This is a genomic window from Flavobacterium algoritolerans (genome assembly GCF_030010385.1).
Classification (GTDB): Bacteria; Bacteroidota; Bacteroidia; order Flavobacteriales; family Flavobacteriaceae; genus Flavobacterium; species Flavobacterium algoritolerans.
On record NZ_JASCRZ010000001.1, the window covers coordinates 391,194 to 409,881 of the forward strand.

At 32.4% G+C, this 18,688-nt stretch carries 20 protein-coding genes and 2 tRNA genes; 5 read left to right on the forward strand and 17 right to left on the reverse strand.

Going from position 1 to position 18,688, the window contains the following annotated elements; translation table 11 throughout:
* Nucleotides 1–578 precede the first annotated feature (578 nt).
* The gene (locus QLS65_RS01645) at nucleotides 579–1,370 is read right to left on the reverse strand and encodes a response regulator transcription factor (protein WP_282714812.1); all 792 of its coding nucleotides are present in this window, start codon (nucleotides 1,368–1,370) and stop codon (nucleotides 579–581) included.
* 305 nt (nucleotides 1,371–1,675) lie between these two features.
* Here QLS65_RS01645 and QLS65_RS01650 point away from each other — a divergent pair, with 305 nt between their 5' ends.
* Both QLS65_RS01650 and QLS65_RS01655 read left to right on the forward strand, forming a co-directional pair.
* The gene (locus tag QLS65_RS01650) at nucleotides 1,676–2,137 is read left to right on the forward strand and encodes a response regulator (RefSeq protein WP_282714813.1); all 462 of its coding nucleotides are present in this window, start codon (nucleotides 1,676–1,678) and stop codon (nucleotides 2,135–2,137) included.
* Entirely contained in the window at nucleotides 2,101–2,766 is a 666-nt protein-coding gene (locus QLS65_RS01655; protein ID WP_282714815.1) for a sensor histidine kinase, read from the forward strand. Before QLS65_RS01650 ends, QLS65_RS01655 begins: the two co-directional genes overlap by 37 nt.
* A gap of 71 nt (nucleotides 2,767–2,837) precedes the next feature.
* Here QLS65_RS01655 and QLS65_RS01660 read toward each other — a convergent pair whose 3' ends face one another.
* The 5 genes from QLS65_RS01660 to rlmN form a co-directional block, all read right to left on the reverse strand.
* Nucleotides 2,838–3,878 (reverse strand): hypothetical protein, encoded by a 1,041-nt coding sequence (locus QLS65_RS01660; protein WP_282714817.1) that lies wholly within the window; start codon nucleotides 3,876–3,878, stop codon nucleotides 2,838–2,840.
* A gap of 32 nt (nucleotides 3,879–3,910) precedes the next feature.
* The gene (locus tag QLS65_RS01665; protein WP_282714819.1) at nucleotides 3,911–4,642 is read right to left on the reverse strand and encodes a hypothetical protein; all 732 of its coding nucleotides are present in this window, start codon (nucleotides 4,640–4,642) and stop codon (nucleotides 3,911–3,913) included.
* Nucleotides 4,629–5,189 (reverse strand): RNA polymerase sigma factor, encoded by a 561-nt coding sequence (locus QLS65_RS01670; protein WP_282714821.1) that lies wholly within the window; start codon nucleotides 5,187–5,189, stop codon nucleotides 4,629–4,631. Before QLS65_RS01670 ends, QLS65_RS01665 begins: the two co-directional genes overlap by 14 nt.
* 148 nt (nucleotides 5,190–5,337) lie before the next feature.
* A complete protein-coding gene (locus QLS65_RS01675; protein WP_099714428.1) occupies nucleotides 5,338–6,315 on the reverse strand; it encodes a polyprenyl synthetase family protein in 978 nt (325 codons plus the stop codon).
* 79 nt (nucleotides 6,316–6,394) lie between these two features.
* Nucleotides 6,395–7,438 carry a dual-specificity RNA methyltransferase RlmN gene (gene rlmN, locus QLS65_RS01680; protein ID WP_282710727.1) on the reverse strand — a complete coding sequence of 348 codons (1,044 nt, stop codon included), beginning with the start codon at nucleotides 7,436–7,438 and terminating at the stop codon, nucleotides 6,395–6,397.
* A gap of 81 nt (nucleotides 7,439–7,519) precedes the next feature.
* Between rlmN and QLS65_RS01685 the strand changes: the two genes are divergently transcribed.
* Entirely contained in the window at nucleotides 7,520–8,161 is a 642-nt protein-coding gene (locus QLS65_RS01685; RefSeq protein WP_282714824.1) for an O-methyltransferase, read from the forward strand.
* A 146-nt stretch (nucleotides 8,162–8,307) separates the two neighbouring features.
* Here the strand turns inward: QLS65_RS01685 and QLS65_RS01690 are convergent, their stop codons facing one another.
* From QLS65_RS01690 to QLS65_RS01725, 8 genes are all read right to left on the reverse strand, one after another.
* Nucleotides 8,308–8,871 (reverse strand): phosphatase PAP2 family protein, encoded by a 564-nt coding sequence (locus tag QLS65_RS01690; RefSeq protein ID WP_099714426.1) that lies wholly within the window; start codon nucleotides 8,869–8,871, stop codon nucleotides 8,308–8,310.
* Nucleotides 8,871–9,272, reverse strand: a complete 402-nt coding sequence (locus QLS65_RS01695) for a Sec-independent protein translocase subunit TatA/TatB (RefSeq protein ID WP_282714825.1) — start codon at nucleotides 9,270–9,272, stop codon at nucleotides 8,871–8,873. Before QLS65_RS01695 ends, QLS65_RS01690 begins: the two co-directional genes overlap by 1 nt.
* 110 nt (nucleotides 9,273–9,382) lie before the next feature.
* Nucleotides 9,383–11,626 carry a M1 family metallopeptidase gene (locus QLS65_RS01700; RefSeq protein ID WP_282714826.1) on the reverse strand — a complete coding sequence of 748 codons (2,244 nt, stop codon included), beginning with the start codon at nucleotides 11,624–11,626 and terminating at the stop codon, nucleotides 9,383–9,385.
* 59 nt (nucleotides 11,627–11,685) lie between these two features.
* A complete protein-coding gene (locus QLS65_RS01705) occupies nucleotides 11,686–12,192 on the reverse strand; it encodes a DUF6702 family protein (protein ID WP_282714827.1) in 507 nt (168 codons plus the stop codon).
* Nucleotides 12,189–12,944 (reverse strand): BamP family beta-barrel-assembly machinery protein, encoded by a 756-nt coding sequence (gene bamP / locus QLS65_RS01710; RefSeq protein ID WP_282714829.1) that lies wholly within the window; start codon nucleotides 12,942–12,944, stop codon nucleotides 12,189–12,191. The genes QLS65_RS01705 and bamP overlap by 4 nt, the downstream gene beginning before the upstream one ends.
* On the reverse strand, nucleotides 12,934–13,203 hold the full coding sequence (locus QLS65_RS01715; protein WP_282714830.1) for a hypothetical protein: 270 nt from the start codon (nucleotides 13,201–13,203) through the stop codon (nucleotides 12,934–12,936). Before QLS65_RS01715 ends, bamP begins: the two co-directional genes overlap by 11 nt.
* Nucleotides 13,175–13,903 (reverse strand): hypothetical protein, encoded by a 729-nt coding sequence (locus tag QLS65_RS01720; protein ID WP_282710737.1) that lies wholly within the window; start codon nucleotides 13,901–13,903, stop codon nucleotides 13,175–13,177. Before QLS65_RS01720 ends, QLS65_RS01715 begins: the two co-directional genes overlap by 29 nt.
* A complete protein-coding gene (locus QLS65_RS01725; protein ID WP_282710738.1) occupies nucleotides 13,893–14,648 on the reverse strand; it encodes a hypothetical protein in 756 nt (251 codons plus the stop codon). Before QLS65_RS01725 ends, QLS65_RS01720 begins: the two co-directional genes overlap by 11 nt.
* A gap of 148 nt (nucleotides 14,649–14,796) precedes the next feature.
* Between QLS65_RS01725 and pepE the strand changes: the two genes are divergently transcribed.
* A complete protein-coding gene (gene pepE / locus QLS65_RS01730; RefSeq protein WP_282714833.1) occupies nucleotides 14,797–15,504 on the forward strand; it encodes a dipeptidase PepE in 708 nt (235 codons plus the stop codon).
* Between the two features lie 159 nt (nucleotides 15,505–15,663).
* On the opposite strand, the gene QLS65_RS01735 is transcribed toward pepE, so the two are convergent.
* Nucleotides 15,664–15,739: transfer RNA gene (locus QLS65_RS01735), tRNA-Gly, on the reverse strand.
* 47 nt (nucleotides 15,740–15,786) lie between these two features.
* Nucleotides 15,787–15,859: transfer RNA gene (locus QLS65_RS01740), tRNA-Gly, on the reverse strand.
* 507 nt (nucleotides 15,860–16,366) lie between these two features.
* Between QLS65_RS01740 and QLS65_RS01745 the strand changes: the two genes are divergently transcribed.
* Nucleotides 16,367–17,875, forward strand: coding sequence for a L,D-transpeptidase family protein (locus tag QLS65_RS01745; RefSeq protein WP_282714835.1), 1,509 nt, complete (start codon nucleotides 16,367–16,369; stop codon nucleotides 17,873–17,875).
* Here QLS65_RS01745 and QLS65_RS01750 read toward each other — a convergent pair.
* A complete protein-coding gene (locus QLS65_RS01750) occupies nucleotides 17,864–18,586 on the reverse strand; it encodes a murein L,D-transpeptidase catalytic domain family protein (protein ID WP_282714837.1) in 723 nt (240 codons plus the stop codon). The two genes, QLS65_RS01745 and QLS65_RS01750, sit on opposite strands and share 12 nt — an antisense overlap.
* Between the last annotated feature and the right edge of the window lie 102 nt (nucleotides 18,587–18,688).

Sequence of the window (18,688 nt, forward strand, 5' to 3'; positions counted from 1 at the left end):
GATACTAAATCAGATAAAATTATTTTTAACTTATAGCTTAAAAAAAAATACTTATAATTTATATTTCTAAAAAAAATATTTATTGCAGTCACATCAAATCTAAAATTATTGAAATGCTTTAGGGTATACTAAAGCATTCTGGATGAAATCTAAAGTATTTCATCAAAAAATTATTGAATTGTAACAACGCATACGAAATGAGGGTCCAATTCTCAAAAAAGAGACGGTAATTATTTATACGAATAGCAAACAATAGAAATCCAAGCAATATCTTTGTTTTAAAAAAATTAGTGTTATAAAAAGTGAAGTAATCTTTAAAAAGGCTTTTCATTATCACTATTTAAATCTTAAAAAATAAGCACTCATTAAATCTTAAAAAATATTTTTAAACGAAATGCGTACAATATATCATGTACACATACTTCGTTTTTAATTACTGATAATTTAAAATTATTAGACTACTAAAAAAAAACACTCTCGCAAAATACTCAATAAATAAAACAGGATACTAAAACAACTTTCACTTTACTTTTGTAAATATCATTATTTCATCAGCCTAACTAAGTGTTTACAGCAGCTTACCTAATCATAAGATTTTTATCGTTTTTTTCGATCTCGATTGATTTTATATAATCTGTAGGCGTAACATTCAAATACGATTTAAAACTTGTTGAAAAATATGAAAATGAGTTGAATCCGGTTTCGTCAACTAGATATTGTATATTTTTCTCTCCCAAATGAATTAGAGTAACGGCATATTCTAATTTAAACTCTCTAATATACTGACTAATATTTTTATTAGTCAGTTTGCGAATTCTTTTATCTAAGGTTGATTTACTTATAAAAAGCTGACGGGACAATTCATACAAATCAACTTTTCTTTTTAAATAATTTACAAGAATCTCATTTACTGAAGTCAAAAAATCTTTCTCAGACAATTTTATTGTAACTTTTGAAAATGGATCAGGGGCATACTTTTTTTCTATATTTTTTTTAAGTTCAACTATATTTTTGATCTTAAAGATTAATTCCTTGACATTAAAAGGCTTCATTATAAAATCATTGACTCCATTTTCTAACTGCTTAAATTTTATATCGTCATCCGTATTTGCAGTAATCATAATTAACGGTACGGTTTTAAATTTATTATTTTTTCTTATTTTTAAAAACAGTTCTTCACCACCCATACCCGGCATCATTAGATCGCTTATAATTACATCCGGGATATTTTTTTGCAAATGCTTCAATGCTTCAATTCCATTTTTCAGCCAATAAACGTCAAAATCACTCAAAACTAATAATTCCAAAATAGAAGCTCCTAAAGCTACATCATCTTCGACTAAAATAATTTTTAATTTCTGCTTTTTCATTTTACTAAATTACCCTTTTCTATTTTAATCAAACGCCTTTTTATTTTAAACTATCAGTAATTAAACCCCTTTTAAGTTTTATTAAAAATACTTTTACAAAGCACTCTAAATTTTAATTACTTTTCTAAAAAATGAAAAGTATAATAAATTCAAAAACTCTTATGTTGCGGTTGGGATTTGCATCATCCATCATGTTTTTTTATAAGAATTTTATTAGTAAATTTTCTAAAATGCATCAATATAAGCATTTTCCAATTTTTTATTTTAGGGAGAATAAAATCCAAAAATAAAATTAACCTGTACTTATGAACAAAAATAAAATTCTCTTAGTCGACGATGAATTAAATCTAAGAGAAACTATTAGCGAACTCCTTAACTATGAGAATTACGACGTCAGAACAGCCTGCAATGGCCAAGATGCATTAGATCTCTTAGAATATTGGGTCCCCGACTTAATTATATGCGACATAATGATGCCCGTGATGGATGGTAGTAAATTTCATGAAATAATCAAGGAAATTCATTCTTTGAACTCAATCCCTTTTATTTTTTTAACTGCCAAAAAAGAAAATAACCTGATGAGAAAATGTCTATTAGATGGTGTGGATGATTTTATTTCCAAACCATTTAAAGTGAAAGAATTAATATCTATTGTACAATCAAAAATAGAACGATTTGAAAAAATAAAGAATAATCACAACAATTTATATTTAGGTAAAAAAAAACTTTTTTGCATGAAATCAACACTCCTCTTAATGGAATTTTAGGATCGATTGAGCTTCTAATGAAAAATGAAGAAAATCTTGACAGAAAAGAAGTTTTATCATTTTATGAATCGATCAAAATATCAGGAGAACGATTAAATAGAACAATGCAAAATATAATTCTTTATCAAAATCTTAAAAATAATTCGATTAAATTTAACGACCATTCAAGTTGTGAAATATTAAATACATTTTTAAATACAAAAGAAAAAATTTTTAAGATTTATGAAGGACAGGAAAAAAGAATCAGTTTTGAAATTGATAAAGCAACCATTAAATTTAACAAAAAGCATTTAGAATTCATCTTTTTTGAATTAATAGACAATGCATTAAAGTTTTCTTCTGATAATAAAATTATTATTGTTTCTGGTGAACAGTTTAATAATGAATATTATGAGTTGGTAATTAGAGATTTTGGGATTGGCTTAAGTCAACAAGAATTAAAAAAAATTGGTGCCTCTCAACAATTCAATCGGGAAAAAAGAGAACAACAAGGTTTAGGACTAGGACTTTTCTTAAGCAAAATTATTATAAAAAAATCAGCGGGCGTTTTTACCATTATTTCAAAAGAAAATGAAGGAACAACAATAAAAATATTTCTGCCTTTATATAAAATTACTGATCTTGACTAAAATTATACCAAGAATAATAGACCCACTTTTTTCAAAGTGCGTCTATTATTATAAAACTAACTCAACAAATTTTAATTTAAATCGAAACGCAATCCTAAAGAAACATTGTTTTGCTTTATCACATTATCTTTAAACAAAGGATTCAAGTCATATTTTAAATACAAACTCGTTTCTTTATATCCAATGTATGTACTCAAACCATAGATAAAATTACTGGTATTAAAATCTCCTTTTGTCTTTTCCGTAGCTTTCAAATCATTATCATCATACTTGATAATTTGTTTTGATTTCAAATTGATTCCCGCATAACCACCTATCCCAAAACGAACACTTTGATGCGTTTTGTAAAATGGCTTATCCTCTTTCATTTTTTTTTCTGAAAAATCAAACTCTATATGAACTGGAGCTACTAAATACACATTTCTAAAACGCGAATCTTTTATGTCAATAGGATTCACCACAAGATTAGTTTGATCGCCGTTGATTACAAAATTACGATTATCTGTTGGACGCAAATTATTATACATCAAAGACAAGCCGTATTTAGCATGAAGTAGATTATTATTTTTAGCGATTCTGCTATTGTAAGTAACACCTAATTCATAAAAATGAGAACCCAAAAATCTATAATCAGAATCTTCCAGTTTACTATCAGTGACTAAATTATTCAATCCGGTAGCAAAGACAAACTGTGATGTTGTTCTTCTTTCCCCCTGAACGGTATCTTTAAAACCATGCTCATGTTTTTTTCCATGAAAAGAAAAACTATAAGTTCGAGAAGAATCCTGTTCTTTAATTTTTCCGTCAACTTTTTCCTGAACCAAGTTTTTTAATGCCTCTTGCTCTACAGCTACTCTAGACTCGATGTTGATTGCTCTGGCTTCAGCCAATAATTTCTTTTTACTCTCCGCTTCTTCTCTAGTTATTGCACCATTAATTAACTGATTATTAATTGCTTCAACTTCTATTTTCAGCGCAGCTTTTTCTTCTTTGGTAATGGTTTCAATTTTTAAAGCAATGGTTTTTGCTCGTTTTTCAAATGTTTCCTGTCCAAGCATTTTGCTGGCAAAAAAGCATAACAGTGTTACTAAGTAAATTGTAAAATTTCTCATGATGATTTGATTTTAAAGGTGATTGATGATTTTTATTCTAAGTTGCGATTCGACAAAGCAACTTTTACCGATTGGTAATTCTTGCTTACTTTATTGATTACTTTTTCTCGAAAGGAAAGTTCTAATTCTCCATCCACCTGCGAAAGTAAATTACCGGCATTTACATATACAGCCAGTTTTTGATTCAATTGATTTTCCTTTTTCGAAGGATTTCCGGCAACTGCTAACAGTTCGTCAACTGTAACATCGCTGATTTGTGATTTGATTGATTTTTGTTCTGCTTTTTGTTCTGTTTTTTGATTAGTGATTGAAACTTCTGCTACTTGATTTTGATTTGAATTATTGTTAACGATTATCGATTTTTCTTTTAAAATTGGAGTTTTGTTAGTTCCCGAAGTTGATTTTTGGACAACATTAGCAACTAAACCTTTTTCATCTTCTGTTTTTAGTTTTATACTATTATCAGGAACGACAGTAGTTTTTGTAGTAACTGAATTTTGAATAACAACTTCATTTTTCTGATTTTCAATTGTATTTCCTTTTTGACTGAAATAAACCGTTCCTATCAATACAAACCCAACAAAACTTGCCGCCATAAACATCCAAGGGAATTTAGCTTTTGGTTTTTGCTTCGCCTGTTCGCTATTGCTCGAGTCAGCTACCGAAAGCATTGCATCCAGTTTGCTCCAAGCCATTTCTGAAGGTTTGATCTCCCGAGAATTTAATTGCTCTTTGAACTGTGTTTCTAACTTATTTAGTTCCATAACTATAATTTTTTAAGGTATTAATCTGTCCTTGCAGCATTTTTCTGGCATGTGACAATTGCGACTTTGATGTTCCTTCATTAATCCCTAACATATTTGCAATTTCTTGATGCTTATACCCTTCAATAGCATATAAATTGAAAACCATTTTATATCCATCCGGCAAACTGTCTATTAAAAACTGAATATCGTCTATTGAAAATTGGCTTTCAATGTTGTTGAAACTTTCTTCAAAATAGGTTTCATCTTCACTATACTTTAGTTTTTTTTCAACTCGGATAAAAGAAATACATTCATTGACCATGATTCTTCTAATCCAACCTTCGAAACTTCCTTTGTGCTGAAAATTCTTCAGATTCGTAAACACTTTCATAAAAGCAGTAATCATGATATCTTCAGCCTGATGAATGTCTTTTATGTATTGGCGGCAAACGCTTAACATTTTTGGAGAAAACTGGGTATAAATTTTCTGTTGTGCATGCCGATTATTCTCGACAGCTAACTCGATTAATTCATTTTCCTCCTGATGTAAGTTGATTACTTTCAAAATCTTTATAAAGTGTTTCTATAAGTATAGACGATTGACAATGCAAAAAGGTTGCATCTGAGATAGAAAATTTTTTGATTCTAAAAATTAAAACCAAAAAAAGTGAGTAAAATCAATAGTTAACGAAATAAAAATATTTTAAAAAAAATTATTTTTTTCTTTCAATCACGTAATTTACCATCAAAATCAGCGCATCTTTAAACTCAGAATCCGAATAATTATCTAAAAGCAAAAGGGCTTCTTGCTGGAATTCGACCATTTTTTGTTCTGCATAAAGCAATCCATTATTGTTTTTTACAAAAGCAATAACTTCTTTGACGCGTTTTTTATCTTTATTGTGGTTTTTAATGGAATTGATAAGCCAAGTTTTCTCTTTGGAAGTACACGTATTCAGGACGTGAATAAGAGGCAGCGTCATTTTTTGTTCTTTGATGTCAATTCCGGTTGGTTTACCAATGGCATCTTCGGTGTAATCAAATAAATCATCTTTTATCTGAAAAGCCATCCCGATAAGTTCTCCAAATTTACGCATGTTTTCTACCTGAACTTCATCTTCAATAACGGATCTTGCACCAAGAGCGCAACAGGCAGCAATAAGTGTCGCTGTCTTTTTTCGGATGATTTCATAGTAAATATCTTCTGTGATATCGAGTCTTCGGGCTTTTTCAATTTGAAGTAATTCGCCTTCACTCATTTCGCGAACAGCGACAGAAATAATTCGGAGTAAGTCAAAATCTCCATTATCAATAGAAAGCAACAATCCTTTGGACAATAAATAATCACCCACAAGTACCGCAATTTTATTTTTCCAAAGCGCATTTAGGGAGAAAAAACCTCTTCTGCGATTACTGTCATCCACTACATCATCATGAACTAATGTCGCAGTATGAATCAGTTCGATAACACAAGCTCCACGATACGTTCGCTCATTTACAATTCCTGCCGAAACCATTTTAGCAGTCAGAAAAACAAACATAGGACGCATTTGTTTTCCTTTTCTGTTGACGATGTAATACGTGATTCTATTTAACAAAGCCACTTTTGAGGTCATCGATTCATAGAACTTTTTTTCAAAAAGTTCCATTTCATTGAAAATGGGCTGTTTTATTTGTGAAGTAATATTCATTAGAATTCAAAGATACAATTTTAGCCTAGAATCTTACAAATGCTTGCATTCTTTTGAATATTTTTCGAAAAGAAAACTCTTAAGCTTCTTTATTTGCCAATTGTCCACAAGCTGCATCAATATCTTTTCCACGACTTCTTCGCACTTTTACCACAATTCCGCTAGCTTCAAGCGCTTTTATGTACGCATTAATTGATTCTTCAGAAGCTTGTTGAAATTCCCCATCATCGATAGGATTGTATTCGATAAGATTTACTTTGCAAGGAACGTATTTACAAAACTTCACCAAGGCATCTATGGAAGCTTTATTGTCATTGATATCTTTCCAAACGACATATTCGTAGGAGATTTTGCTTTTAGTTTTTCGGTACCAATATTCTAATGATTCACGTAAATCCACTAAAGGAAAATTAGCACTAAACGGCATAATTCTGGAACGAATTTCGTCGATTGCAGAGTGTAGCGAAACGGCTAATTTGAATTTTACTTCGTCATCAGCTAGTTTTTTTATCATTTTAGGAACTCCCGAAGTCGAAACCATAATACGTTTCGGTGACATCCCTAATCCTTCCGGTGACGTAATCATTTCGATTGCTTTCAAAACATTGTTGTAATTCATAAGTGGTTCTCCCATTCCCATGAAAACAATATTCGACAACGGATGATTGTAATACAAACGGCTTTCTTTATCAATGGCAATTACCTGATCATATATTTCAGCCGGTTCCAGATTTCGCATTCTTTTTAATCGCGCTGTAGCGCAAAAGTTGCAATCTAAACTACAACCTACTTGACTCGAAACACACGCTGTAGTTCTTGTATTTGTAGGTATCAAAACCGATTCCACCACCAAACCATCATGCAAACGAACGGCATTTTTCACGGTTCCATCTTCACTGCGCTGCATGGTATCCACTTTGATGTGGTTAATAACAAAATGCGTCTCCAACATCGTACGTGTTCCCTTAGAAACATTGGTCATATCCTCAAAACTATGTGCACCTTTGCTCCACAACCATTCGTAAACTTGATTTCCACGAAAGGCTTTGTCTCCATTTGCTACAAAAAAATCTCGCAATTGTTCTTTTGATAAGGATCGTATGTCTTTTTTCTCGATTTCCATGGTGCAAATTTAATGACAATTTGTTGATTTGTTGATTTGATAATTTGATAACTTTGCTTCCAATTGAAAAAAATTCAAAAAATGCATTTCATTTCCCAAGATTTAGAAGATTATATCGAGCAACATTCTCAAAAAGAGCCTGCTTTACTGGCGGCGTTGAATAAAGAAACGTACCAAAAAATTCTGTTGCCACGAATGTTGAGCGGTCATTTTCAAGGTCGGGTTTTGAGTATGTTGTCTAAATTGATTCGGCCGGTGAATATTCTGGAAATTGGCACTTACACAGGTTATTCGGCGTTGTGTTTGTGCGAAGGCATGCAGGTAACCGGACAATTGCACACGATAGACATCAAAGAAGAATTAGTTGATTTTCAACGAAAACATTTTGACAAATCGCCTTGTGGGAAACAAATTGTACAACATTTAGGCGAGGCAGTTGACATTATTCCAGCGCTTGACTTGAAATTTGATTTGGTTTTTATCGATGCTGATAAAGAAAATTACCTCAACTATTTTGAATTGATTCTTCCAAAAATGAATACAGGCGGAATTATCTTATCAGACAATGTATTATGGAGTGGGAAAGTTCTGGAACCGTTGCACCCAAATGATTTGAGTACAAAAGTATTACTGGAATACAATCAGTTATTAGCAACTGATCCCAGAGTAGAAACGGTTTTATTGCCTATTCGTGATGGATTGACAGTAAGCAGAGTTCTTTAGTTTCGATATTTCTATTGAAAACAAATGCCCTAGCCCTAATAGAAGCGGCATCCTTTTTCTTGTTATTCTGACTTAAGGAAGAATAACAAAAAAAGATACAGCGTAGAGCAGGAAATAGCTCCAGCTTATTTCGTTTCTCGTAATAACTATTGTGGAAAATACTTTTGTTGTGCCATTTTGTATCCTTTGAACATCAAAAATCCAAAAGTAAAACCGAATAAGTAGCCCGTAAGAATATCTAACGGATAATGCAATCCCAAGTAGATTCTACTGTATGCAAAGATGAGTGGCCACAAGAACAGGAAGCCGAAAAATTTGATTTTGTCTTTAAAGTTAAAGAACAAAAATGTAGCAACTGCCATTGAATTTGCAGCGTGACCTGAGAAAAAACTAAATGAATTTCTGACTTGAACGATGCGTATAAAGGAATTAATTTCAGGATTATTACAAGGACGCAATCGTTGAAATCCGTTCTTGAATACGTTTGTTGCTTGATCTGTAAATGTGACTAAAGCCGCCACAAAAAGCAATAAATATAAGGTTTGCTTAGCGCCAAGTTTTTTATAAAGGACATACAAAAGGAGTAAAAAAAGAGGAATCCAGTTGCTTTGTTTCGTAATAAATAACCAAAGTCCATCATAGGTTTCTGACCCTAATCCATTCAAAAAAACAAACAATTTTGTATCTAAAGACAGTAATTTATCCAACATTACATCTGACGTTTTATAGGTCCTGTAACATCTTCTATAGCTTCTTTAGTTGTTTCGATTTCAGTGGTAGTTTCGCCCAGTAAATTGTCTTTGGCTTTATTAATTTCTGAGGTGATATTTCCTGTTATATCGCTAATTTGAGACGTATCTCCCAATAAATCATCCTTAGCTTTATTGATATGAGATGTAATATTTCCTCTTAAATCGGTTAATGTTTGTGTATCAAATCCATTAGCCTCAGCTCCTTTTTGAATTTCACTTTTTATGTCATTTGTAGCATGCTTTAATTGTGCCATTGCTTTACCCATGGTGCGGGCTATTTCCGGTACTTTATCTGACCCAAAAAGCATCAGTACTATAAACATGATAAAAATTAATTCGCCTCCTCCTATGCCAAACATATTTTTTATTTTTTATTGCTACAAATATACCTAATTTTGAATCTTTGACTTTTAATTTTTTCATAAAAAAAAGACTCTTTTCAGAGTCTTTTTTAATTTTATGTCTTTATTTAATCAAATTTAGACTTCACTTCTTCTTTAGGCCAAGCGTTATTGGTTACATCAATATCAGCTGTTTCTAATTTTGGATCTATCTGAATCTTTTTAATTGCTTTTTCAGTTGCATACACTTTCTTAGCGGTATCGTTGTTTTTTCTCCAAATTTGAGCTGGATATTTGAATGTCTCTTTTGTATCATCTTCGTAAGTCAATTCAACAATAATTGGCATTAACATTCCTCCTGGCTTATTAAACTCTACTTCGTAGAAATACTTAGGAGATTTTAATTTTAACTTTTCATCTGCAGAGAAGTTTTGGTTTACATACTCAGATAGTAAATTTACATCTGCAATAGCCAATGCTTTTTTGTCTTTAGCTGATAATTCTTCACTTGTTCCAGGAACTAAATAAACGAAAGGTCCTTTTTCCTGTCCAAAACGACCTCTTCTTACTACAGCGTCTTTCAATTCTTTTGTTGCTGTCTCAGACACGAAATATTGTTTTACTTCTTTCACTCCGATATCTACAAAATCAGTAGAGTAAAACCATCCTCTGAAAAACCAATCTAAATCTACTGCTGATGCATCTTCCATAGTTCTAAAAAAGTCTTCTGGCGTAGGATGTTTGAATTTCCATCTGTTTGCATATACTTTGAAAGCATGGTCAAACAATTCTCTACCCATAATCGTTTCTCTAAGGATGTTTAAACCTGTTGCCGGCTTACCATAAGCATTAGCACCAAATTGAACTATCGTTTCAGAGTTTGACATAATTGGCTCCAAGAATTTTTGATCTCCACTCATGTAAGGTACAATTTTACTTGCCGGTCCACGACTTGAAGGGAAATTTGTACCCATTTCTTGTTCAGCCATGTATTGCATAAAAGTATTAAGACCTTCATCCATCCAAGACCATTGACGCTCATCAGAATTTACAATCATAGGAAAGAAATTGTGTCCTACTTCATGTATTACTACACCAATCATTCCGTTTTTAATACGTTCACTAGTCACTCCTTTTTCGTCAGGACGACCATAATTCCAACAAATCATTGGGTATTCCATCCCTTGATCTTCTGCTGAAACAGAAACAGCTTTTGGATAAGGATAGTCAAATGTATGAGATGAATAACTTTTTAAAGTATGGGCAACAGTTCTAGTTGAAGTTTCTCCCCAAAGTGGATTACTTTCTTTAGGATAAACTGAAATTGCCATAACTGTTTTGTTAGTCAATTGAACTGCCATTGCATCAAGAATAAACTTTCTTGACGTAGCAATACCAAAATCCCTTACGTTTTTAGCACTAAATTTCCATGTTTTTTTCTTTTCTGAAAAACCTTTTTCACTTGCTTCTGCTTCCGCTTGAGTAACAATTACAACTGGTTTGTCAAATGATTTTTGAGCCAGTTCGTATCTTTTTACTTGCTCTGCAGTAAAGACTTCGCTTCTGTTCATCAATTCCCCTGTAGCTTCCATAACGTGATCTGCAGGCACGGTGATGTTTACATCAAAATTTCCAAAAGGCAGCGTAAATTCTCCCGTTCCCCAAAATTGCATATTCTGCCATCCTTCAACATCATTATAGACTGCCATTCTAGGATAGAATTGAGCAATTACATATAATTTGTTTCCTTCTTTTTCGAATAATTCATATCCAGAACGACCACCGTCTTGTCTGTAATTATTAATATTATACCACCAATTGATAGAAAAAGTAAATTTTTCACCAGGTTTCATTGGCGTTGCTAAATTAATACGCATCATCGTTTGATTGATCGAATAGGACAAAGCATTTCCTTTTACATCTTTCACGAACTCAATGTTAAAACCACGCTCTTGCTCTTGTTTTAAGAACTTATTTGCGAAGTTTCCAGCTGGAAAAACCTGTTCCATTCTTTGGCTTTCCGCCAATGGAGTCTGCGAAGTTTTCGCAGCTTGGTTTTGGTCTAACTGAACCCATAAATACTCTAAAGTATCCGGAGAATTGTTATAATAAGTAACCGTTTCAGAACCAGTTAATTTAGATTTTTTGTCATCAAGCTCTACATTTATCTTGTAGTCAGCCTGTTGCTGATAATAAGCCGGACCCGGAGCTCCAGAAGCCGTACGAAACATGTTAGGTGTTGCTAACAGGTCATACATTTGACTAAACTTATTGGTATCGTATTTTCCTGTTTGTTTTGGTGCAACAGGTGCCGTTTTTTCTTGGGCAAATAAAATTGCGGGAAGAAGTAATAATAATGTAAATTTTTTCATAGGTGGAAATCTGGTTATCAGTGCGTGAAAATAATAATTTAAAACAAATTTCTCTAAATTTATTCATATTTTAACATTCCCTTGGATGTGGACTCTGTAAATAGTAGTGTATTTTTTACACCAGCCACATTAAAATGCATAATATTCTGTTGCTCTGAATTTCCTTCTATGATAACTGTGTTATAAATTTCGAGTGAATTAATTTTAGGGACTTCCTTAATACTTAAATAACAAATAAGTACATCTCCTTCCATTTCTTTACTTAAAAGATTCATGGACTTCGCTTGTCCATTTATTTTTACGGAGAATTTTTCGCTTAAATACTTTTTCAACAAAATCAAATCTTCATCCGTTTCTTTTTCGGAGCCCAAATTGATTTTTTTACTATACTTTTTCCCAACGGCGCTATTCAAATCATCAACAAAAATACGAGCGGTAATTTGAAGCATTTTCTTTTGGGGAGCGTAATTTACTTGGTATAATGCTACATAAAATTTATGTACACTAAAAGAAGTCAACGTTAAAAATAATAGGCCAAAAAAAGTAATTAAGATTGTTTTTTTCATTTTTCAAAAGTAGTAATTCTTTTAAACTCTTCGTTCTTGGTGATTAAAAAATCAATTAGTAAAAATTCGTCTTCTTGTTTCAAAAGGCTTTTTGATTTTGGATCATTCTCGCAATAATCCAGAAAAAGTCCAATTTCCTCTTTTTTCAACTTCAATGTATTTGTAAAGAAATAATTGTCAATTCCTTTAGAAACCACATCCGAGAAATCCACATTAGAATTCAAATCGGCTTTTTTTGCCGAATCATTCTTGAATACTTTAGAAACCATTTTAAATATTCTAACAAAATCCATTCCGTTTTCTATACTTCCATCCGAGGGCATGGTTCTATTCACTGGCGAAGATTTCGCATCGTCAAAAAATTGCAGGTCTACAATTCCCTGAGAATTTCCGGTTATTGGTTTTATCTCCGCTTTACGCTTCACAATAACTTCCTTCAAAAGCGTAGTTTGTGCTTCTAAATTGACTACAAACAACGGTTTTGAAAAATCGTTGTCCTGAATCACAATTTTTTTTGACTTGAAAGATGCGCTTGAAACTAACAAGGTGTCTTTGGCTTTCGCCAAAATATCAAAAAAGCCTTGGTCGCTTATAAAGGTTCTTGTTTTTGAATTCAAATTAAAAACATACCCGTTGTCTACCAAAGCAGATTCATTTACAAATTGACCGTGCAAAGACTTTCTGTTTCCATTTTGACCAAAAGAAAGTTGGCAAAAGAAAATCAAACAAAGGATTCTTATTTTAGTTTTCATCTTGGATTATTTTATAAGCATTATTTTTTTTCAATCTAGCAATTGGCTTTAACCATAATAAAAATTCTCCATCACTATTTGTAACGGCTGTTTTTTCATTTACTAAATTTAAGATATTTATTCCACTTATGTAAGCCGAATCGACTCTAATTTTACCATGAAGCAGCTTTTCAGCAGCAGTTTGTCCAAAAGAAATTTGGCACATTAAAAATAAAACTACCCGTAGAATTCTATTTATTTTCACCCGTAATAATTTCATTGTAATTTTCGGCAAGCCTTACAATTAAAAACATAACCATTGTCTTGTTTTTAGATCGCAATGCATTTGCAAAAGCAGCATCATCAATACAGTAATATTGAAAACCTCTAATATAATCTGTGGGAATTTTTAAGTTTTCGATATAATATTTATCTTCAAAAAGAACTTCGATTCTAGCTAATAATTGTTCTTTTTTCTCAATTACAATTTCCTTTTTCAGCATGGCTTTTCGTCCTGAAATGGTATTCAGCAATCCATCGATACCATTACCGGAAGTTGCCGTGTATAATTTCCTTTCGGCTGGTGTATATTTTTTTTGCCCATAAGGTATAATTCCTAAGCTCTCTGCCGTAATGGTAGATTCACTCACTATGACTTCTTTCAAAATAATACTTTTAGGAATCATCTTTACAGTAATAACTTCCTGCAGCATATCCTGCTTGTCAATTTTCATTCGGAGACCTTCTAAATTAACCGCAGTAAACACCAAAACATCACCTTCTTTTACAGCAATAGTAAAGAAACCGTTCACATCCGAAAAAGCAGTTTTATCCGTTGTTACATTCTCAATCGTAATGCGATCAACCGCAACAGAATCGGCGATAATTTTTCCTCGAAGCTCTTTTACGTTGCCCGTTTGAGCAAAAATGACTTGCACGAACAAAAAAACAATAAACTGTAGCGTAATTTTAATTTTCACCGGCGATTATTTCTTTATATTTAGTTGCTAACTCTCCAATTAAGAAAGTAGTCATCGTTACATTTTTAGATTTTAAAATAGTCACAAATCTTTCGTTGTCAACAATATAATATTCAAATCCCTTGACATATTCAGAAGGTATTTTTAATGTATTTACAAAATAATCAATCGTAAACATATTCTCTAATTGCCTCATATACGATTCTTTCTTTTCGACTTCAACTTCTTTTTTAAGCATTTTAGTCCTTCCTGAAAACCAATTCAATAATGGATCCGCTGAGATTGAACCACCCATCATCGAGCCTGCATTAGCAGTGGCATTAAGATTACTGGCAGTATATAACTTTCGTTCTGCTGGAGTGTATATTTTTTGTCCCTTTGGAATTATCCCCATTGACACTGCATTGATACCGCTTCTTACAATAACTTCGCGCAATTGATTTACTATCGGCATCATTTTCACAGAAAGCATTTCTTGTTCAAAATCCTTTTGGGTTAAGCTAATTCTAATCTCTTTGAACTGCCCTTCAGTAAATAGTAATGTGTCCCCTACTTTAGCCAATATCGAAAAATTTCCCTCTTTATCTGTGACTAAAGCTTGCTCGCTTTTTAAGTTTATCACATAAATTCCTTCTAAAACAGAAACATCAGAAGTCACTTTCCCTTTCAATCTTATTCTAGAAGTTTCCTGTGCTACAACATTCGTTGTTACAAAAGCCAAATACAAGTACACAATTCTAATCATCCCTTTTTAAATCCGTTATTCACACCTCGTAAAAGTATCTTAATGCGTTCCAAATTAATTACTAATGGGTTGGTAAAAAAATGTTAATTAAAAATGTGAAATCAAAAAGACTGATTTAATACCTTTAGCACAAATTATTCACTAAAAAATGAAAAATATACTAATCGCAAGCACTTCTACTCTTGCAAACCAGAATTATCTGGACTATTTATTACCTGAATTGCAATTGCATTTTAAAGACTGTAATACTATTCTTTTCATTCCTTACGCAAGACCCGGAGGTATTTCTCATGAGGAATACACTGCAATGGTTAGCTTGGCTTTTGCCAAAATAAATAAAAAAGTAATCGGAATCCATGAATTTGAAGACGCCACTCAAGCTTTGAAAAATGCCGAAGGAATTTTTACCGGAGGTGGAAGCACCTTTGTTTTGGTTTCCCAATTATACAAAAATAACAGTATAGAAATCCTCTCTGAAGTTCTAAAAAATGGAACTCCGTATTTAGGAACAAGCGCCGGAAGTAACATTTGTGGATTAACGATGCAAACGACAAATGACATGCCAATTGTTTATCCTCCAAGTTTTAAAACTCTGGGATTAATTCCTTTCAATTTGAACCCACATTATTTAGATCCCGAAATCAATTCAAAACACATGGGAGAAACTCGCGAAACCAGAATAAAAGAGTTTCATGCTTATAATTCAGTACCCGTTTTAGGATTAAGAGAAGGAAGTTGGCTGGATGTAAAAGGAGACAAAATAACTTTGAAAGGCGATTTGACTGCACGCCTGTTTAGACAAAATCAAGCACCTGAAGAACTGGAAAGTGGAACTGATTTAAGTTTTTTAAAGTAATCCTAAAATAAATTACAAAAAAAAGCCGAAACAATTAAGTTTCGGCTTTGAAGAGCGAAAGACGAGGCTTCCCGTATCTCTTCATTCACGGGATATCCCGAAGCTTCGGGACTCGCATAACCTTAAAATAAAAAACCTCAAACTTTTGTTTGAGGTTTTTGGAGCGAAAGACGAGGCTCGAACTCGCGACAACCAGCTTGGAAGGCTGGAGCTCTACCAACTGAGCTACTTTCGCATTAAAACAGTAAAATAAAAAACCTCAAACCTAAATTTGAGGCTTAGAGCGAAAGACGAGGCTCGAACTCGCGACAACCAGCTTGGAAGGCTGGAGCTCTACCAACTGAGCTACTTTCGCATTAACAACGGTGCAAATATAATTAATAAGTTTGCTTCAATGCAAGTTTTTTTCTTAAAAAATCACAAACTTACCCATGCGATCTTTTTTAATAAAGCATATAAAAATCATAAAGAATTTAATATGAAATTATTATACCTTTATTACGCTTAAAAAAACAATCTAAAATATCAAAAAAATTATCGTTTTTTGAAGTATTTTCAGTAAGACATCCCGTACTTCGGGCAGAAAACAGTTCCGAATTCAGGAAATAGCAGTCTTAAAACAGCATCAAAAAAGGGTTTTGGAGAAAAACTCATTCAAAATTCTGAAAAATTCGCACGAAAAGAAGCATTGGATTCCATGAAAAAATGGAATATCAAGTCAAAATATTACCTTTTAAAATAAAAGGAGTTGAAGAACACATTATCATGTTTAAAAAAACGAATAATGAAGACGTTGGTTCTAATATTGTTAATCTGTGTAACTATTAGTTGCAAAAAGGAAGTACTAAAAAGTGAGGTAATCTTGAAAAATGATATTTCAAACCCTCCTGTTTTACCTGAAGATAAATCCGTTAGAATTGACTCCATCCTACTAACTTCTTTTAACAACAAAACACTTTTCAATTTTTATAAAGCGACTAACTACAGAACAATTTGGCAATCTGAGGATAGTAGAAAAATAATTTTAACAGAACTCCTTAAATCTGATGAGGAGGGATTAAATCCGGAGGACTACAAAGTAAAAACATTAAGTGATTTTGAAAAAAAATCAGCAACACTAAACGATTTTGATTTAGCCAAATACGACATTTTACTGACCGAAAGTTTTCAAAAATACATTTCACATTTGACAAACGGAACATTAAACCCAAGAAAACTATATAAAAACTGGGATTTAAAAGAAAACTACATTGACCTAAACGAGACTTTGACAAATTTACTGGACAGCGATTCCTTAGCAGACAAAATAGAACAATTGAAACCCAATCATATTGTTTACAAAAGATTAAAAAAAGCATTAAAACTGATTAATACCTTTCCTAAAGATGATTTCAAAGCGTTAAAAATCGCAGAAATAATTGCTCCAAACGATACCAATCCTTCCATAATTGATATTAAAAAAAGATTGACTTACTGGAAAGAATTGCAACCGCAAGACAGCTTAACGACTATCTATGACCCAGAAACCATACTTGCAATAAAGAAATTTCAAAATCGTCATGGTTTAGCTATCGATGGAATAATTGGACCTGCAACAATTTCCTCACTCAATTTTTCCAAAAAACAACGAATGCAACAAATTATAGTAAATCTTGAGCGCTGGAAATGGTATCCTAAAGAAATGGGAAAAGAATATATAATCATTAATATTCCCGACTACAGATTGACGCTAATAAAAGAGAAAGACACGTTGAGAACGCACAGAGTAATAGTGGGAAGAGCGAAAAGAAAAACACCAATCTTATCGTCTAAATTAACTCAGGTTGTCTTTAACCCAACTTGGACTGTCCCTCCCACAATTTTGCGGGAAGATGTTATTCCTGCCATTTTAAAAAACCGCAGTTATTTATCGGAATCAAATATTAAGATCTATGATCGCAATGGGAAAATCGTAAGTCCTTACGAATGGCAATTATCGCAAGCCAAAAGTTATCGTTATGTGCAAAGTCCAGGAACTTTTAATTCGCTGGGAATGGTTAAAATTATTTTTCCAAACCGCTTCTCTGTTTATTTACACGATACCAATCACAGGGATTATTTCGACAAAATAGATCGTTCGTTGAGTTCGGGTTGTGTCAGAGTTGACAATCCATTAGAATTAACAGAATATTTATTGAACGATGCCGTCAATTGGAATCTGGAAAAAATTACAACAATCTTGCAAAATGAAAAAACAAAATTTGTAAAAATCAAAAAAGAAGTTTCATTTCACCTACTATATTGGACTGCTTGGAGCGAAAACAACAAACTGATTTTCAGAGATGATATTTACAATCTAGATAATGATTTATACACTAAATTAAGAAATTGATTCTGTTCCAAATTTAGAAGCCCTTGACGGATGGTAAATAAAAAAACATGACTTGTTTTTTATGGCACTGATGATATCTTTAGACAATTCTACCGGCACAGCAGGACAACCTTGGCTTCTGCCTAACCTGTGATTATTTTTGATAAATGAATTAGAAACATAGTCGGCTGCATGCATCACTACACCTCTTGCTCTCGCATTGTCATTAACTCCTTTTTCCAGACCATCCAGTTTAAGTGACATCCCATGTTTACCATTATAAATTTCACCTGTGGCATAAAAACCTAAACTGCTTTTATACGATTCAGCTGAATTTGAAAAATTAGAAGCAAATTCATTTCCTGTATTTCTGCCATGTGCCACAAGAGAATGAAACAATATATCTCCAGTTAGTAGGTCAATTACCCAAAGTCTTTTGGTATTCGAGGACAAGCTAAAATCAATTAAGGTGAGAATATCTTTCTTAATTAATCCTTTTTCTTTCAACGAATAATACCCTTTTAAAGCTTCAGCAAAACTTTCTAATTTTGGCAAAGCAAATTTATCAGAATGCAAATTATTGTAAGCCAATTCAATTTTAGCCTCAACACTAGATTCTACCGCTTTGGCATAAACTACTGGTTTAACATCACTTGGCTCTGAAAGGTTTGTTTTGCTTGTAGAGAAAGAAAACAGCATAAACAAAATAATAGGAAATAGATTATAAATCATTGATTATCTTTAAGTTATAAATAAATTCGGGATTGCAAACCTACGTTAAAAAATCAAAATCGAAACATTTTTAACAAAATTTTAGTCCATTAATAACGTATT

Excerpts from the sequence above, each read along its gene's own strand:
- QLS65_RS01705 (WP_282714827.1), bottom strand. The coding sequence starts at position 12,192 with ATGAAAAAAACAATCTTAATTACTTTTTTTGGCCTATTATTTTTAACG.
- QLS65_RS01695 (WP_282714825.1), bottom strand. The coding sequence starts at position 9,272 with ATGTTTGGCATAGGAGGAGGCGAATTAATTTTTATCATGTTTATAGTA.
- QLS65_RS01750 (WP_282714837.1), bottom strand. The coding sequence starts at position 18,586 with ATGATTTATAATCTATTTCCTATTATTTTGTTTATGCTGTTTTCTTTC.
- QLS65_RS01715 (WP_282714830.1), bottom strand. The coding sequence starts at position 13,203 with ATGAAATTATTACGGGTGAAAATAAATAGAATTCTACGGGTAGTTTTA.
- QLS65_RS01690 (WP_099714426.1), bottom strand. The coding sequence starts at position 8,871 with ATGTTGGATAAATTACTGTCTTTAGATACAAAATTGTTTGTTTTTTTG.
- QLS65_RS01665 (WP_282714819.1), bottom strand. The coding sequence starts at position 4,642 with ATGGAACTAAATAAGTTAGAAACACAGTTCAAAGAGCAATTAAATTCT.
- QLS65_RS01660 (WP_282714817.1), bottom strand. The coding sequence starts at position 3,878 with ATGAGAAATTTTACAATTTACTTAGTAACACTGTTATGCTTTTTTGCC.
- QLS65_RS01685 (WP_282714824.1), top strand. The coding sequence starts at position 7,520 with ATGCATTTCATTTCCCAAGATTTAGAAGATTATATCGAGCAACATTCT.
- bamP (WP_282714829.1), bottom strand. The coding sequence starts at position 12,944 with ATGAAAACTAAAATAAGAATCCTTTGTTTGATTTTCTTTTGCCAACTT.
- QLS65_RS01725 (WP_282710738.1), bottom strand. The coding sequence starts at position 14,648 with ATGATTAGAATTGTGTACTTGTATTTGGCTTTTGTAACAACGAATGTT.
- rlmN (WP_282710727.1), bottom strand. The coding sequence starts at position 7,438 with ATGGAAATCGAGAAAAAAGACATACGATCCTTATCAAAAGAACAATTG.
- QLS65_RS01675 (WP_099714428.1), bottom strand. The coding sequence starts at position 6,315 with ATGAATATTACTTCACAAATAAAACAGCCCATTTTCAATGAAATGGAA.
- QLS65_RS01700 (WP_282714826.1), bottom strand. The coding sequence starts at position 11,626 with ATGAAAAAATTTACATTATTATTACTTCTTCCCGCAATTTTATTTGCC.
- QLS65_RS01650 (WP_282714813.1), top strand. The coding sequence starts at position 1,676 with ATGAACAAAAATAAAATTCTCTTAGTCGACGATGAATTAAATCTAAGA.
- QLS65_RS01645 (WP_282714812.1), bottom strand. The coding sequence starts at position 1,370 with ATGAAAAAGCAGAAATTAAAAATTATTTTAGTCGAAGATGATGTAGCT.
- pepE (WP_282714833.1), top strand. The coding sequence starts at position 14,797 with ATGAAAAATATACTAATCGCAAGCACTTCTACTCTTGCAAACCAGAAT.